Source organism: Pedobacter sp. ASV1-7 (genome assembly GCF_040203335.1).
Lineage (GTDB): Bacteria > Bacteroidota > Bacteroidia > Sphingobacteriales > Sphingobacteriaceae > Pedobacter.
This window is the reverse complement of the sequence record NZ_JBEHBV010000006.1, coordinates 166,935-184,553: the sequence shown is the minus strand read 5'-3', so window position 1 is coordinate 184,553 and position 17,619 is coordinate 166,935. Positions and strand designations below refer to the sequence as shown.

General features: G+C 36.5%; 11 protein-coding genes. 10 read left to right on the top strand and 1 reads right to left on the bottom strand.

Annotated elements, in window-relative coordinates:
- The 8 genes from ABDJ41_RS15195 to ABDJ41_RS15160 all read left to right on the top strand — a co-directional run bounded on the left by ABDJ41_RS15195 (nucleotide 1) and on the right by ABDJ41_RS15160 (nucleotide 14,330).
- The gene (locus ABDJ41_RS15195) at nucleotides 1-888 is read left to right on the top strand and encodes a hypothetical protein (protein ID WP_349786919.1); all 888 of its coding nucleotides are present in this window, start codon (nucleotides 1-3) and stop codon (nucleotides 886-888) included.
- Between the two features lie 85 nt (nucleotides 889-973).
- Complete coding sequence (locus ABDJ41_RS15190; RefSeq protein WP_349786918.1) at nucleotides 974-3,136, top strand: S46 family peptidase; 2,163 nt, start codon at nucleotides 974-976, stop codon at nucleotides 3,134-3,136.
- A 158-nt stretch (nucleotides 3,137-3,294) separates the two neighbouring features.
- A complete protein-coding gene (locus ABDJ41_RS15185) occupies nucleotides 3,295-3,699 on the top strand; it encodes a VOC family protein (protein ID WP_349786917.1) in 405 nt (134 codons plus the stop codon).
- A gap of 305 nt (nucleotides 3,700-4,004) precedes the next feature.
- The gene (locus tag ABDJ41_RS15180; protein WP_349786916.1) at nucleotides 4,005-6,314 is read left to right on the top strand and encodes a GH92 family glycosyl hydrolase; all 2,310 of its coding nucleotides are present in this window, start codon (nucleotides 4,005-4,007) and stop codon (nucleotides 6,312-6,314) included.
- Between the two features lie 71 nt (nucleotides 6,315-6,385).
- Nucleotides 6,386-9,430: a SusC/RagA family TonB-linked outer membrane protein gene (locus ABDJ41_RS15175; RefSeq protein ID WP_349786915.1), complete on the top strand. Its 3,045-nt coding sequence runs from the start codon at nucleotides 6,386-6,388 to the stop codon at nucleotides 9,428-9,430.
- Nucleotides 9,431-9,483: 53 nt separating this feature from the next.
- On the top strand, nucleotides 9,484-11,355 hold the full coding sequence (locus ABDJ41_RS15170) for a RagB/SusD family nutrient uptake outer membrane protein (RefSeq protein ID WP_349786914.1): 1,872 nt from the start codon (nucleotides 9,484-9,486) through the stop codon (nucleotides 11,353-11,355).
- Between the two features lie 30 nt (nucleotides 11,356-11,385).
- Nucleotides 11,386-13,194, top strand: coding sequence for a DUF5018 family protein (locus ABDJ41_RS15165; protein ID WP_349786913.1), 1,809 nt, complete (start codon nucleotides 11,386-11,388; stop codon nucleotides 13,192-13,194).
- 5 nt (nucleotides 13,195-13,199) lie between these two features.
- Nucleotides 13,200-14,330, top strand: a complete 1,131-nt coding sequence (locus tag ABDJ41_RS15160; protein WP_349786912.1) for a glycoside hydrolase family 10-like protein — start codon at nucleotides 13,200-13,202, stop codon at nucleotides 14,328-14,330.
- Nucleotides 14,331-14,398: 68 nt separating this feature from the next.
- Here the strand turns inward: ABDJ41_RS15160 and ABDJ41_RS15155 are convergent, their stop codons facing one another.
- Nucleotides 14,399-15,580 carry an AIR synthase-related protein gene (locus ABDJ41_RS15155; protein ID WP_349786911.1) on the bottom strand — a complete coding sequence of 394 codons (1,182 nt, stop codon included), beginning with the start codon at nucleotides 15,578-15,580 and terminating at the stop codon, nucleotides 14,399-14,401.
- Between the two features lie 474 nt (nucleotides 15,581-16,054).
- Between ABDJ41_RS15155 and ABDJ41_RS15150 the strand changes: the two genes are divergently transcribed.
- Together ABDJ41_RS15150 and ABDJ41_RS15145 are read left to right on the top strand one after the other, a co-directional pair.
- Nucleotides 16,055-16,957, top strand: a complete 903-nt coding sequence (locus tag ABDJ41_RS15150; RefSeq protein WP_349786910.1) for a hypothetical protein — start codon at nucleotides 16,055-16,057, stop codon at nucleotides 16,955-16,957.
- Between the two features lie 72 nt (nucleotides 16,958-17,029).
- Nucleotides 17,030-17,605 carry a hypothetical protein gene (locus ABDJ41_RS15145; RefSeq protein ID WP_349786909.1) on the top strand — a complete coding sequence of 192 codons (576 nt, stop codon included), beginning with the start codon at nucleotides 17,030-17,032 and terminating at the stop codon, nucleotides 17,603-17,605.
- The last annotated feature ends 14 nt before the right edge of the window (nucleotides 17,606-17,619 follow it).

Genomic DNA, 17,619 nt, shown 5'->3' with positions numbered 1-17,619 from the left:
ATGAAGAATTTGTTACTGGGGATGATGCTTCCCTCAGTTTTAGCGGTGTATGTTGTAAGTCAGCAACCAAAGTTAATAGAAATTGAAAATGTTATCCCGAAAGATGGGATAACATTTTTTAAAAATGAAGTTAGACCAGAAAAGAACATGCCTTGCTTTAATGGGGCCTACTACAGGAAAGCTGTGTCTAGTAAGGATGTCTGGGTAGGTATCTCGGGAACCGTTTTGCTTCCGAAAATAACATTTGATCCATCCAGAAAGAATGATCAGAATCCGGGTCAGTTTTTAGATAACCCTTCTGTTTATATGGGGGGAAGTATGAACGGACAGGAGACGGATGTTGGTATGACATGGGCGGTAGTCAAGGATGAAAAAGGTAACATTAGTGCCGAAAGAAAAGCCTTCAGACCATTCTTTAGGAGAGCATCTTATCCACAAACCGGGCAAAAAGACAGATGGCAGGATGCTCCGGCAAGTAAAGAGTATTACTGGTATCCGGGTGAAGAAATTAAAATGTCTGTTCGTGTGGTTAGTGATGGTAAACTGAGGTTTACTGTTGAAGGTGCTGGAAAGCATTTTGAAGCTGATTTTGAAAGTGATGGTTATAAAATGAATGGTATCGGAGAGTTTAAACGTGTGAATGCCATTGACCAGGTAAGGAACGAAGGGAAAGCTGCTCAGCCTACCAAAACACGTGTAGAAAATGCGGTTTGGAAAGAAACGAATTTATTCAGAATGCAAAATGGAAAGGTAATACAGGTTCCATTGCATAAAGACAGGTTTACAGATATGCGTTGTCCGGATCCAAAATTCATTAAAATCACAGCGAATAAAAAGCAACAAAAGATAGGTGCTGAGACCATTAGCATCAACGGAAACGTACAATAAGCTTATCATATAATTGATACATCGAATATGAGCACATTTGATATATCATTATTAACTTTGCGCCAACACTAACTAATATATTTATATGAAAAAAATAGTTTACTTGCTGTTGTGCGCAATGTTATTATCTTTTGCAACTACAGTAAGAGCAGACGAAGGGATGTGGATCCCGATGCTGATCGGTAAAAACCAGGAGCAAATGAAGAAACAAGGGTTTAAGCTTACTGCTAAAGACCTTTATAATGCGAATGGATCTAGTTTAAAGGATGCTATTGTTCACTTTGGTGGCTTTTGTACCGGAGAAATTGTTTCTGATAAAGGATTGATTTTTACCAACCACCACTGTGGCTATGATGCAATCGCTTCCAATTCTACTGCTCAGGATAATATTTTAGACAATGGATTTTATGCAAAGAATTATGGTGAAGAAAAACCTATTGCTGGTCTGTTTGTTCGTTTCTTGCAAAGAATGGAAGATGTAACCACTAAGGTTAATGAAGCGACTAAGGGCTTAACTGGTGCTGAAAAAGAAGCCAAAATGACTGAAGTGTTTAATGCTATTTCTAAGGCTGCAATTACAGGGCCTATGATTGAGGCTAATGTTAAAGATTTCTATAAATCGAACCAGTTTATTCTTTTTGTATATGAACGTTTCGATGATATTCGCTTGGTAGGAACCCCACCTCAAAATATCGGTAAATTTGGGGGTGATACAGACAACTGGCAATGGCCACGTCAGACTGGTGACTTTTCTGTATTCCGTGTTTATTCATCAACAGGTAATCAGCCTGCAGCATACAATGTGCAGAATGTACCATACAAGCCAAAGAAATTTCTTCCTATCTCCCTAAAAGGAGTACAGAATGGTGATTTTGCTATGGTTTATGGTTTCCCTGGACGTACAGATAGATACCTGACTTCTTATGGTGTTGATCTTGCTACTGAAAAGGTTAGTCCTACAATTGTTAAACTTCGTGATATCCGTTTAAAAGCATGGAGATCAGAGATGGACAAAGATGTAAGCTTCCGTTTAAAAATGTCTTCTAAGTATGCGCAGATTGCCAATTACTGGAAATACTTCATCGGACAAACTGAACAGTTAAAAGGTTTGAAAGTTGCTGATAACAAGCGTACAGAAGAAAAAGCTTTCACGCAATGGGCATCTCAGAAAACTGAGTTTGCAGGTTTGATGGATCAGTATGAGCAGATTTATGCTGATATAGATCCAATTTCTGTACAACGTACCTATATTAATGAGGGTTTTAATGCTTCACAATGGGCTGTTAATGCGTCAGGAATAGGTAGAGCATTAATTAACTTCTCTAAAGGTAAATATGATGCTGCAGCAACTAAGCAGATTCAGGAAAACCTGACTAAAGCAATAACTGCTTATCAGGAAACTTATAATGAGACAGCTGATAAAAAGATTTTTGCAAGAATATTGAGTTCGTTTTATGCAGATGTTCCTGTAAAATCACAACCTAAATTCTTTGCTGAAATTGCTGAGAAATATTGGACAGGTAATCCGGAGTCAACATTCGAGAAATTCGCGAATTATCTTTGGGAACGTAGTAACTTTATTAATCCAGAGAAGCTGAAAGCATTTGTTGCCAGCAATCCTTCTGCAGATGCAGTGACTGATGATCCTGGTTATCAGTATGCTTTGAATATCATTCCTGCTGATTATATTAAAACAAACTTTGGTTCAACGGTGGCTGATTTCGAAAAGAAAAAAGCAGAACTTGATCATTTGTATTTAAAGGCAATTCTTGAAAAGAATGCTGGTAAAATGATGTATCCTGATGCAAACTCCACTATGAGACTTTCTTATGGAAATGTGCAGGATTATTCTCCAAAGGATGGTATCGTTTATAAAACTACGACTACCATTGATGGGGTAATGCAAAAGTATATTCCAGGTGATACTGAGTTTGATTTGCCGGCTAACCTGATCGAGAATTATAACAAAAGAAATTTCGGTCAGTATGGTAATGATGGTACTTTGACTGTTGGCTTTGTGACCAATAATGACATTACTGGTGGTAACTCCGGTTCGCCTGTTATCAATGGTAATGGTGAATTGATCGGTCTTGCTTTTGATGGCAACTGGGAAGCAATGAGTGGTGATATCGCTTTTGATAAAAAGTTTAAACGTAGTATTAATGTTGATATCCGCTATGTGCTTTGGTGCATTGATGTGCTGGGTGGTGCAAAGAATATCATTAATGAGCTACAGATTAAAAAGTAAAAAATAACCGTTCTCTTTAGAGTCTGGCATTTTTGCTGAAGAAGCAAAGCGCCTTTGGTCTCCTCAGAGAAGGTGATTTTTTCTTCAAGCAGGGTGGCCAGGCAAGATGATTGTTTGGCCATTTTGTTTTTTATATTTTAGTAGCATTATTGAGCGTTATGACACAGATAGAAAAGAAACCAATATTTTTAAATCACATTGCAGTACATGTGTCAGATTTACAAAGAGCTGCTGATTTTTATAGTGCGGTATTTGATTTGGAGAGTATTCCAGAGCCATTTAAGCTGGGAAGACATGCCTGGTTCTCATTAGGTGCTGCGGGTCAGTTGCATTTGATTCAGAATGAGAAAAGTAGTATGCAGCATGATAAACATGATCATATTTGTTTTAGTGTACCTTCAATAGAGGCGTTTATCCAAAAACTGGATGCTATGAAAGTCATTTATGAAAACTGGGAAGGTGATCAGAATACGATACAAATAAGGGTTGATGGTATAAACCAAATTTTCTTTAAAGATCCTGACGGTCATTGGCTGGAAGTGAATAACGACTATTTTATGTAAAATGCTTGTTATATAATAAGAAAAATATAAAAGATCGTATTTATAGTGTTTTAATATTAAATAGTTGTTTTGATTGTGTTTACACTTATAGGTAATTTATCGAATCGTTATTTTTCATTTTTTTTATTTAATCGTTGATTTTAGTTCATTTGCCTAATCTTTATATGTTAACTACGTGTCTTTTAATTATTAAAAAATATACAAAAGTATTTGTAGATAGTTAAAAAACTAATATATTCGTTGGTGCTATTAAAAGTAGTGTGTAGTAGTTGGTCCAACTGCAACGAACTAAATTAAAATCATATATGTTTATCGACAGGTGGAGGGGGGCGCTTCCAGTATTCTTAAATAGAGGTTGTATTATTTTTTCGGTTTTTGTAATCGTAGCAATCTTGGGGGCTTGTTCTGGTCAGAAGCAGAATTCAGTAACGCAAAACTATGTTAAGTTTGTTGATCCGTTAATTGGTTCAGGTGGACATGGTCATGTGTTTGTTGGTGCCTCTGTACCGCATGGTATGGTGCAGGTGGGACCAAATAATTTAACTAAAGGTTGGGATTGGTGTTCCGGTTATCATGATTCAGATTCAACAATTATAGGATTTGCACAAACGCATTTGAGTGGAACGGGTATTGCCGACCTGGGCGATATTATTTTTATGCCTGCAACTAATGTTTCTGTTAATGGACTTAACGATACAACTAGTTTTGCAAATTCTTACGTGTCAACATTTAAAAAAAGTAATCAGGTCGTTTATCCTGGTTATTACTCTGTTTATTTAGATCGCTATGCAGTGAAAGCTGAATTAACTGCCACGACAAGGACAAGTATTCAGAAATATACTTTTCCTAAAGATAGTAATGCCCAGGTGATCATTAATTTAGAAGAAAGTGTACAGTCGTTAGAAGCACGCAAAGGAACTTTAATGTCTGGTTTAACAATTGTTAACGATAGTACTGTGACTGGCTATAGGGTTTCTGATGAATGGGCGAAAGATCATAAGGTTTATTTCACAACTATATTTTCAAAGCCAGTTTTAAGTTCCTATTTTGTAAGCGGGACTAAAGTAAGTAAGGGGGTAGCTATTGAAGGTTTGAAGCTTAATGGGGTTTTTAGCTTTAATAACTCTGAAGAACCGCTTCTTGTTAAGACCGGTATATCTTATGTATCTGAAAAGGGTGCATTAGCAAATTTACAAAATGAATTACCGGGCTGGAATTTTGAGGATACGAAAGAAAAAGCTGTAGAAAAGTGGAATCAAAGTTTATCTAAATATGATTTTAAGGCCAAGGATTCTTTAGCTGTCACAAAATTTTATACCGCACTTTATCACACACAAATTTCCCCATCAGTCTTTAATGATGTTGATGGAAAATACCGTGGGGCTGATGGCGAGATTTATATGGAGAAAAACTTTACTCCTTATACTGTATTCTCACTTTGGGATACGTATAGAGCAGTTCATCCGCTTTACACTTTAACAGATACTACTGTAGCTGATTATGCCAAATCTTTATTGGCTATAAATACACAACAGAAGCGTATGCCTGTTTGGCATTTGGTGGGTAATGAGACAGATTGTATGGTTGGGACACATAGTATTCCAGTCGTTATTGATGCTTATCTGAAAGGGTTTAAGTTAGATCAGAAACAAGTATGGGATGCTGTAAAAGATTTTGATCAATATAACCAGAACGGATTGAACCAGATTCGTGAGACAGGATATATCGCGGCTGAAAAAGAGCCTTGGTCGGTGGCTAAAGGATTAGAATCTGCTATTGACAGTTATGCTATAGCTCAACTTGCTAAAAAATCGGGCAATCAGGCTGCTTATGATAAATATCAGAAATACGCAAAAAACTACCATCACTATTTCGATAAGGAAAGCGGGTTTATGCGTGGTAAGCTCTCAAATGGTAGCTGGAACTCAAATTTTAACCCCTTTTTTAGTAAGCATTTAGAAGATGATTATGTGGAAGGAAATGCATGGCAATATACATGGCTGGTACCTCATGATGTAGAAGGTTTGATTGCTTTGTTTGGTGGAGAGCAGAAGTTTAAGCAGAAACTAGATAGCCTATTCCTGGTTAAATCTGAATTAAATGAAGGGGCTTCTATAGACATTACAGGCATGATTGGTCAGTATGCACATGGTAACGAACCAAGTCACCATATTCTATATCTATATCCATTTGTAGGTGAACAATGGAAAACAGCGGAAAAGGTCAGAACTGTTTTTGATAAATTTTATAAAGCTACTCCCAATGGCTTGATTGGAAATGAAGATTGCGGACAGATGTCGGCGTGGTATATTTTCTCTTCATTAGGTTTCTATCCTGTTAACCCTGTAAATGGAGTATTTGTCTTCGGCTCACCACTTGCTGATGAGGTAAATATTAAATTAAATAATGGCAAAGCTTTCAGCATAAAATCAAATAACAATAGCGCTCAGAATAAATATATACAATCCATCAAGTTAAACGGAAAACCTTATACGAAATCCTACATCACCTATCAGCAGATTATGCAAGGGGGGGAGTTGATTTATAGTATGGGAAAAACACCTAATTACGAGTTTGGTAAAAATAAGGCCGACCGGCCTGTCTCAGATCTTTAGAGCGTTCGAATAAACAATTATATGAAGAATTTACAAAAACAAAACTTCTACAAAAACCAATTATAGTCCACATGAATAAAACTCTAACTTTAATTTTATTCCTTTTTCTTGTGGGTTCTGCTAAAATTTATGCGCAGAATGCAACATTTAAAGGGACAGTGTCCGATGATCAGGGTACATTACCTGGTGTAAGTGTATTTATCAAAAATACAAAAGTAGGGACCACTACGGATGGGAGTGGTCAGTTTCAATTACAGGTAAAAAATGGCGAAGAAGTTACTTTTTCAGCCATTGGTTATGAAACAAAATCTATCATTTATTCAGGTCAGCAAAACCTGAAAATCGTATTAAAGGGCGTAGCGCTTTCTCTTGAAGAAACCGTAGTTGTAGGATATGCCAAACAAAAGAAAGCGACATTAACAGGTTCCGTTTCTTCAATTACTGGAGATAATCTTAATCAGCGCAGTGTAGCCTCTTTATCTACTGCATTACAGGGAAAAATGCCGGGTGTTACTGTGCAGCAGTCCTCTGGTCAGCCGGGTAGTGATGGTGCAAAAATCCGTATTCGCGGTATTGGTTCAATCAAGTCTACAACTGACCCATTGGTTCTTGTTGATGGTATCGAAACAGATATGAACCAGGTAGATATGAATACTGTGGAATCTGTTTCCGTGTTAAAGGATGCTGCATCAGCATCTATTTACGGTTCAAGAGCATCAAATGGTGTGGTGTTAATTACCACAAAGAGAGGTAAAGCAGGCGATGTGAAAACCAGCTATAATGCTTATACCACATTGCAAAGGCCTACAAATATGCCGGTTGCTGTTCATGCATATGAGTATCTGCAGGCAGAACTTGATGCTTTTGATAATGCAGGTATCTCTGTGTCACCATCACAAAGGGAACAGCAGTTAAAAATGATTGCAGATCAAAAGAATCTGCAGCCAGATAACTGGAACCGTTACGATACAGATTGGAGATCGGCTACTATGAAAGCTAATTCATTAATGCATAGTCATAACGTAACGATGAGTGGAGGAAGTGAAAAACTTACCTATTATGGCTCTGGTTCTTATCTGGGACAGAATGGTCTGATTCCGAACAATAATTATAACCGTACCAATTTGTTGTTAAATGCAGATGCTCAGCTTTTATCATGGGCTAAATTCTCATTAAACACTACTTTACGTCAGTCTAATACATTAGCGCCTGGTGTAAGTACACCAAAAAGTATCATCAATAAATCATTATATATGTTGCCGACTTTATCTGCAGCGAGAGAACTGGATGGTAATTGGGGTTATGGTAAAAATGGTGATAATCCAGCTGCAATAGCTAATGACAGTGGTGAACAGAGGAGAAAATCTTCAGAAGCTATTGTGAATGGTACCTTGACTTTAAATCCTTTAGCAGGATTGGAATTGTTGGGTCAATACTCTTTAAGAACATTAACAGTAAGAGACAGAAATTTAGTTACTCCATACACTACTTCATTAAAAGGAACTGTGATGGGAATTTATCCATCTGAAGATGGATTAAGAGAAGGTTGGGATCAGGCGATACGTAATTTTTATCGTTTCCAGTCTTCATATGAAAAAAATATAGGTAAGCATTCAGCTAAAGTATTAGTAGGTTATCAGGCAGAAGATCATAACTATAGTTCATTCTTTGGTACCAGCAAAAACTTCGAATTAGACAGGTATTATTTGAGTAATGGAGATGGGGCAACGGCAACTTCTGGTGGCGGGGCTAACAGTTGGGCAATGATGTCTGGTTATGCTCGTTTGAATTATAACTTCGATTCAAAATATTTATTAGAAGTGAATGGAAGATACGATGGATCTTCACGTTTTACTGCTAGCAATCGCTGGGGATTCTTCCCTTCAGTTTCTGCTGGATGGGTGCTTTCTCAGGAAAACTTCATGGCTAAAACAAAGGATTTTATAGACATCTTAAAGATGAGATTGTCCTACGGTCTTTTGGGTAATCAGGATATTGGTAATTATCCTTATGCTGCAACCATTAACACAGGTTATGGTTATTACTTAGGTGATGGTAAAGAACTTGCTTCAGGTGTAGCGCAAGTTGCACTAGCAAATTCAAATATCACCTGGGAAAAATCGAAGCAATTCAATGTTGGGGTTGATTTAACTATGTTCAGAGATAAGATAACCTTTACAGCAGATTATTATATCAAGAGAATTGACGATATGTTGTTGCAATTCCCTTTACCTTATTATGCAGGTATGCAACCGGCCTTCAGTAATGCAGGTGATATGGAGAACAGAGGTTGGGAAATTGCTTTAGGATATAAAAATAAAATCAATGATTTTACCTATGGTGTAACTGTATCCTTAAATGACAATCGTAATAAAATTACCAATCTAAATGGATTAAATTCTCAGGATCGTACGATGGTTGAGGGCTATCCAAGCGGAGGTGTCTGGGGTTATTTATCAGATGGTTATTACCAGGATTGGGCAGATGTAGCCAATTCACCTAAACTGAGTGGTTCAGCTCGTCCGGGTTATGTGAAATACAAAAAAATATATCAAGGTGCTGGTGTGGATCCTCTTTTATTAGATTCAAGAGATATCGTTTACATTGGTGATCCGTTTCCACACTATGAGTATGGTGTAAACTTAAATGCTGGTTGGAAAAATTTTGATTTCACGGCATTCATTCAAGGTGTGGGACAACGTTCTGCATTTTTAAGTGGAGTAGGCTTAAAGCCATTTGCTAATGGTTCGAACTTATTTACTCACCAATTGGATTCCTGGACAGAAAGTAATCCAAATGCTCAATATCCGATTTTAGTGCCAGAGGCTAACTCTGCAGATAACTTTGTGAAGTCTGATAAATGGGTTAGAAATGCAGCTTACGCAAGGTTAAAGAATGTGGTTGTTGGTTATACACTTCCAAAAGAATTTACTCAAAAGCTTAAAATAGCAAGTTTAAGAGTTTACTTAAGCGGACAAAACTTATTTACTGTAAGTAATTTCTATGATGGTTATGATCCTGAGGTAGATTACGGTACTCCTGGAACTGGTACAGTGGGAGGAGAATTTTATCCAATTATGCAAACTTATACATTCGGATTAAATCTTAGTTTTTAATAGCCCTGGGCTTTATAAAAAGAAATAAACCGATAATGATAAATTATATTCCAATGAATAAAACGATATTAAAAACCAGTTTTGCTGCTTTAGCTTTAGCAGTAATGACTTCAATGTCTGGTTGTAAAGACTATTTAGATAGAGAACCACTTAGTGATTATTTATCATCCAATTTTTATAATAACGAAGGCGCTATTAAGCAAGGAGCGAATGGCTGCTACCAAATGTTAAAAATGAACCATGGTAGCAGTAGCAATATTCCATTATCCATACTGTACGATATGTATACCCCCTTTGGTATAGAACGTGCAGATAATGCCAGTATTGGTGTGGGTAGTATTGATTTGAGAACAAATTTTGCACAGGAAACAATCTGGGCAACTTTAAGTACTTCTGTGGCACGTTGTAATTCTGTACTTGCGGGAGCTGAGCCATTTTATGGAGAGTTAAACGACAAAGCAAAACAATACCTTGCCGAAATCCGTGTGCTTAGAGCATATTATAATATTCACCTGGTGACTTTGTTTGGTGATATCCCTTATTTTGAAGCACCAGTTACTGAAGCTGAGCTGAAACAGGTTAAGCGTACACCATGGGAAACTGCTGTAGATGCTATTTTAGTAGATTTAGACAAGGCAACTGCAAACTTACCATGGGTTGCAACAGAATGGGGTAGAGTAGATAAGTCAGTAGCCTTTGGTTTAAAGGCAAGAATTGCTTTGTATGCAGGATCATGGAATAAATTTGGTTTCGGCGTAAAGGCAATTAAAAACCCTGCAAAAGCAGATCAGTATTTTAGAATTGCTGCGGATGCTTCGAAGAAAGTTATAGACGAATCGGGTAGAGGATTAGCTACTAATTACGGTGATTTGTTTACCAGGGTCGGACAAATGAAAGGGGACACCAAAAGAGAAACTATGATGTTTATGATGTTCTCAGATTTTGGTGATATCAATTCTCATTATATGTCGCTGGGTGAGCAAGTTCGTATGATTGGCCAGAGTGGAAGGTTCCCTACACAACAGCTGGTTGATACTTATGAAACATCAAATGGAAAACGTATCGATGAAACTGGTTCTGGTTATAACCCGAAAACACCTTTCGTAAACAGAGATCCACGTTTAAAAGCTACTATTTATACACAGGGTGATACTATTATTGGAAATACTGGTAGTAGCAAACTGAAATTTTTAATGGAGGTATACAATCCACTAACAAAATCATTTGATGCAAGTGGTAATGTGAAGCTGATTGATAATAAAGATTACACAGGTTCTGTGGCTGCTTTTGGTTATGTACAAAGTGGTGTTGGTTTTGCCTGGAAAAAGTACAATCATTATGATGATGAAAGTTCGGCAGTACCGACTTATAATATCGGCATTATGCGTTATGCAGAGATTTTGTTGACTTATGCTGAAGCAAAAATTGAATTGGCTGAGTTAGATCCTACAGTAGCCGATGCGATTGATAAAGTTCGTGCCAGGGTAGGAATGCCAGGTATACTTGTTTCAGATCCTTCAAGATCAGGAAATCAGGATAAAATGAGACAAATTGTTCGTCGCGAGCGTAAAGTAGAATTAGCTAAAGAATCATTGCATTTCTTTGATATGAGACGCTGGAGAATCGGAGCCCTTCAAAATGCTGAGCCAACTTATGGTTATCCATTGGCAACAGGTGTTGTTGCAGGTTCTAATATCTATCCGAATGGCTATGATCAGGTTACACCAGATATGGTTCCGTCATTTGGGGGAGCTGGAACTGAACGTGATTTAAATGATATTGCAAGTTATAAGGCTTATGCAAGCAAGCTTAGAATGAGAGATAAAGACCGTAGATGGGAAGATAAGTTTTATGTGTGGCCAGTTCCACAAACAGAACTTAATAAGGCACCATGGTTAGGTCAGAATGACGGTTATGGTCAATAAGAATATTATTTAAAAATTAAAATTAAAGAAATGAAATTTATAAATTCTTATACATCCAGAATCAGTGCTCTCATGCTGTTTATGGTTGTTCTATTTACAGGTTGTGATAAAAAAGATGAACTGGATAGAATGTATGAAGGTGTTAAAATTGTTGGTGTAAAGCTAAATAGTGAACTTTTTACACCGGTTTATACAGGCAATGAAGCTAAAATTGTTGTTCCTGCTGGAAGAGATCTTTCAAAAGTTAAAGTACAGATCTTGGTTGCAAATGGTGAAGTGCTAAATTTTGACAACAATCAGGTTATGGATGTGCGTAAAGCACTTTCACTTTCTCTTAAAGGCAGTGATGGTCAGAATGCAGAGGTGATTCTAAAAATTCAATCTCCACCGACTTTATCAACCTTTATCATTGAAGGCTTAAATGTGCCAGCTTCTGATGTTCATTTTGGTAGTAATACACTGATTGTGCAGGTGCCACCAAGTACAGATCTGACTAGCTTAAAGGTAACTATGGGGTTTGTAAACGGTACATTGGTAGACTTTACAAACGGAGTAGCAGGCGATTATAGTAGTCAAAAGACTTTCTCAATAAAAGGTGTTGATGGAGAGACTATTTATACCTATAATTTTATCATTACCACAGAGCAAGTGGGGCCGGCTTCTATAAAGTCGATGACCATAAATGGCAAGGAGACAGTGTCAGTGGAGACTATTGCACCGGCTACTGTTGTACCTTTTATTAAGGGATTAACTAATTTCACTTCAGCTACAGTAACAATAGAGGCAGGTTTTGGTAATGTGATTGATCCGGCTTTTACTGGAACTAATTTGAATTTGTTAACAGGAACAACTAAGGTTAAAATTACAGGATCAGATGGTATTCAAAGAGAATTTACTATCGGTGTACCGAAATTAGCTTTGACTCCTGTGTTCAGTAAAAAATATGAAGACTTCGGTTTTCCGGCAAATGATTTGACAGGAGTTGCATTTAGCCAGAATTATATCGTGGTTTCTAATTATTCAGCAACTGCACCAACTGTTGTTGGCCCAAATTATTACGATCTTTCAGGTAGCCAAGTAGGTGTTTTAAATAAAACCGGAGTAGTTATTGCGCATAGCTTACGTAAATTGGCTTCTGATGAAAAAGGAGCAATGTTAGTGGTCCCATTAGGTCTCAGTTCAACTGATCAGACGATTTATAAATGGGATAATGTGACTGCTGCACCAACACCATATATTACTTATTCGCAAGCTAGCTTAGGTTTAAATTATGCACCTCGTAGTGCAGGAATAAATATTTCTGGAAGTTTAGATGGGGACGCGATCATTACTGTAGGTATGGCTCAGAAAACTGAAGTGTTTGTTTGGAGAGTAACTGGTGGTGTATTAAATCCAATTCCTGTAAAATATGACTTTCCATATGCTGGGAATGGTTTTTATTGGGGTATAGAACCTATGCCAATTGGAACATCAGGATTTGTTGGTGCCGCAACTGGAAATAGTTTCAGCGGTATTATTGGTTTAAATAGTACCATGACAGAGACAGTCAAGACAACTGGTCTTTCTTCATCGGATTGCCGTATTTATAAACATCATGGCAGAGTGTACTTAGGTTTTGTAGTGTATGTGAGTGGTAAAGGTGCTTATTTCCGTTTGGCTGATATTACAGATAATCAGGCAGCATCTGTCCAAAATCCAATTATGGATATTTTAATGCCATCTACAGCTGCAAATGGTAACCTGACTATGGATGTAGATATCACCAAGATTAATGGAAAGCTACATGCTGTTTTTGCTTGTACAAACGTTGGAATGCAACTGTTTAAATTAGAAGAATAGCTTTAATGAGAAATAAATTTTTTAATGCTGCATTGTTATGTTTAGCATTGTTAAGTAGCTGCGCCTGTAAAAAGGGGGTAGCTACTTCAACCGATACTAAACCCAAACCTGGTCCACATTTTTCAGCTACCTGGGTAACTAATGTGGCCAGTGATGCGATGAACTCCAGAGAGAATATAAAGCAGACTGTAGCTACCTGTAAGAAGAGTGGTATCCAGAATATCTTTATCGTAGTTTGGAATCAGGGGCGGACTTTGTATCCAAGTGCCATTATGGAGAAAACATTTGGTGTTAAAATAGCACCAAAGTTTGAAGGCAGAGATCCGCTTCAGGAAATGATAGAGGAAGCTCATAAGGAAAATATCAAAGTTCACGCATGGTTTGAATATGGGTTTGCGACTTCTTATGGGCAGAATGGAGGTTTAATTTTGCAAACCAAGCCTGAGTGGGCAGCTAAAGATGTTCAGGGAAATTTGCTTAGCAAAAATGGATTTGAATGGATGAACGCATTTTTACCGGAAGTTCAGGATTTCATGATCTCACTGGTATTAGAAGTGGTGAAAAATTATGATGTAGATGGTGTCCAAGGTGATGATCGTTTACCAGCTTTACCATCTCATGGTGGCTATGATACCTATACGGTTAACCTTTATAAAGAACAGCATAATGGGAGTGCTCCACCTGCAGATTATAAGAATGCAGAATGGTTAAATTGGCGCACAAATCTGTTAACTGCATTTTTAGGTAAGTTATATCAAAAGGTAAAGGCTGAAAAACCTGATGTTCTGGTAACTACTTCACCTAGTGTTCATCCTTTCGCAAAAGATGAATATTTGCAGGATTGGCCAACATGGCTTGATAAAGGATATACAGATTTAGTTATTCCTCAGCATTACAGATATAATATTGAAGCTTATCAGGCTACGCTTAAGCAGCAGCTTAGTTTTTTAAAGCCACAACATCGCAATAAATTTTATCCTGGTATTTTGATACAGAATGCTGATTACAACCCAAGTCTTGAGTTTATGAAGCAAATGATTGAGGAAAACAGAAGACAAGGTATAACTGGTGAAAGCTTTTGGTTTTTTGAAGGGATAAAGAAATTCCCTGAATTTTTTGAAACATATAATAAGTAATAAATTGAAAGACATAAAAAAGGCGATCATCTTATAAATGATCGCCTTTTTTATGTCTTAGCAGATGATTAAAAATAAGTGTAATTTCCTTTATCGCTATTTATAGTTACTTGTTTCTTATTAGCACTTTCAACACGACCAATAATCTGTGCGTCAATATTGAAACTCTTAGAGATGGCTATGATATCTTCTGCTATTGCTGCAGGAACATATAACTCCATTCTATGGCCCATATTAAATACCTTATACATTTCTTTCCAGTCGGTACCTGATTGCTCCTGAATCAATTGAAACAGGGGAGGAACAGGGAACATGTTATCCTTAATGATATGAACATTATCGTTAACAAAATGAAGTACTTTAGTTTGTGCGCCACCGCTGCAATGAACAATACCGTGAATTTGATTTCTATGACTTTCTAAAACTTTTTTAATTACAGGTGCATAAGTTCTCGTTGGAGAGAGTACCAGTTTACCAGCAGTAACCGAAGTGTTCTCATCTATTTGAACATGGTCTGTCAGTTTTTTACCTCCAGAAAATACCAGATCGAATGGAACAGCTGGGTCAAAGCTTTCCGGGTAAGCATTGGCAACTGATTTATCGAATACATCATGACGGGCAGAAGTTAATCCATTAGAACCCATGCCTCCGTTGTATTCAGTCTCATAGCTTGCTTGTCCAGAAGAAGATAAACCTACAATTACATCACCAGCCTGGATATTGTCATTGCTGATGATTTTATCTCTTTCAATACGGCAAGTTACAGTTGAGTCAACTATAATCGTACGTACCAGATCACCCACATCTGCAGTTTCCCCACCGGTAGAATAGATTGAAATACCTTGTTCACGTAATTCTGCCAGGATCTCTTCTGTACCATTGATAATTGCTGCAATTACTTCACCTGGAATCAGGTTCTTATTGCGACCAATAGTTGATGATAACAAAATATTATCAGTAGCACCAACACAAATCAGGTCATCAATATTCATAATGATTGCATCTTGTGCAATACCTTTCCATACAGAAATATCTCCTGTTTCTTTCCAGTATACATAAGCCAGAGAAGATTTTGTACCTGCACCATCAGCATGCATTATATTACAAAAAGCTTCATCATTACCCAAAATATCAGGAATGATTTTGCAGAAAGCTTGTGGGAAAATCCCTTTGTCTATATTCTTGATGGCCTGGTGCACATCTTCTTTCGAGGCAGAAACGCCACGCTGGTTGTACCTGTTATCACTCATGTTGCTGCAAAGATATTAAAAAAATACCCCCTGCCAATTAAGACCGGGGTTATAAAACTAAAAAGTTTTAAGTATTTAGGTTTTGTTTATTACAAATTAATCACATCCATACTTTTTTAATAATTGTTTTCTCTAATTCTGCTAGTGTTTTACAATCTGTTTTTCTAAAAATAATAATAAACCCCGGGATGAAGCCTGTTAAAACAACTCTATAATGAGAAATGAAATTAGTTAATAAAGAATAATAAAAACCACCTTTTTATGCTAAAAATGTACTTTTTTTGCAAAGAAAATACCTACATGTAGGTATTGTGCTAGGAAAACCGACAAATTATCTTTGATAGTTCACTACATGAAAAGTGGGTAGATAAAACTATAAACTTATATCAATTGACAATGGTAAAGCTAATTTGATAAAAGAAATTGGATTCAGATTAAATTATATTACTAAATGATATTAAAAACCAAATAACAATGAAAAAATCATTTACACTTTTCGCCTTATTCCTTGGATTAGGAATGGCAAATGCACAGACCGATTGGCAGAAAGAAGAATTGAAAGGGAAGGTGAAAGAACTTTCTGAAAAACGTAGAAAATCCATGAAAGATATCCCGCCAAATGATTGGGAAATTACACAAGATAAAACATTAGTTTTTAACCTGCAAGGCTATAAAACAAAACAGAACAATTTAAATTATGAAAAAAGAGACGAAGACAATATAGAGTATGAATATGATGCGAAAGGAAAGCTAACAGCCGAAAGATCTTTTAGTTCAGTTGGGCATAGATTTATTAAAGGGATAGCATATAGTTATGACAAAAAAAATAACTTGACATCAGAAATAACTATTTATTCATTTGGAGAGCCTCGTTATGGTACAATTTATACGTATGACCGAAATAATAATTTGTTAGAAAAAAAAGAGACTTCGGGTTATGGAACCTCTGAAGAAAAATATAAGTATAATTCAAAAAATCAAAAAATAGAAGAAAACACAGCTTCATGGATAGGGCGTTATCGTAGTTTTTTTGAATATGATACTAAAGGCAACGTGATTAATGAAAGTATATACAGAAGTGATGTAATCGTAAATACAGTCAAAAATAAATACGCAGACAACGGAAAAATAAGTGAAAAAACAACCTTTTCTTATACAAATGGTAAAAACCCAAAAAAGACAGAATACCAAACTTATAAATATGATTTGATGGATAATTTGATCGAGTACATTTATGAATCACATATCCTTACTAGACCTTTTCCAACAACATATAAATACGAATATGATACATCCAAAAATTGGATAAAACGTGAAAAATATGAGTATAATAAACTAAAGGAAGTCATCGTACGAAAAATCGTTTATTTCGATTAATTATATAGGCTCAGTGAAACTGATGAATATAATTATAAGGGGAATATGCAATCATGTCATAAAACCAGGTTTATGACTGCTGAACAACAAACCCAATTGCAAGAAAAAAGGGTACAATTGCAAATCCGTATTCGGTTTAAAGAGTTCTTAAAAGAATATATTACGTCTTTTTTAGAAATTTTGGACGAGTTCCAAAACTTAGAAATCGAATATCGAGTACTTTCGTTTCGTTGTATTCCAGAAGAATTTCATGATTTACTTCGAGAAAATCTACAAATCAAAGCTTTGGTAAAATATCAATTAGCACAGGTTGAGATAACTGCCGAAGACCTGCGATTTGCTGCTATTTTGGAAAAATATCCAAGTGCCAACCCATTTCGCTATGTTTTGGATGCACCTGTTGGCTATAACAGTCAGCCAGGCGAAGTCTTGCAGGAAATTATGAAAACACACCGGATTTCGGAAGAGATAGTTGTTATCTGCTGGCTAAAATATGCGTTTTTACTGGAAATAAATATAAATGATTTAGCTCAAAAAACAAACACTGGTATCATCAATACTTGGCATGGCGATACCATTATTTTTCCAAAAGATTACCGTTGGCTTATTGCCTATTCCTTAGAAGATGAATGGAGATTTAAAAGTTAGCAAACAGACCTTGT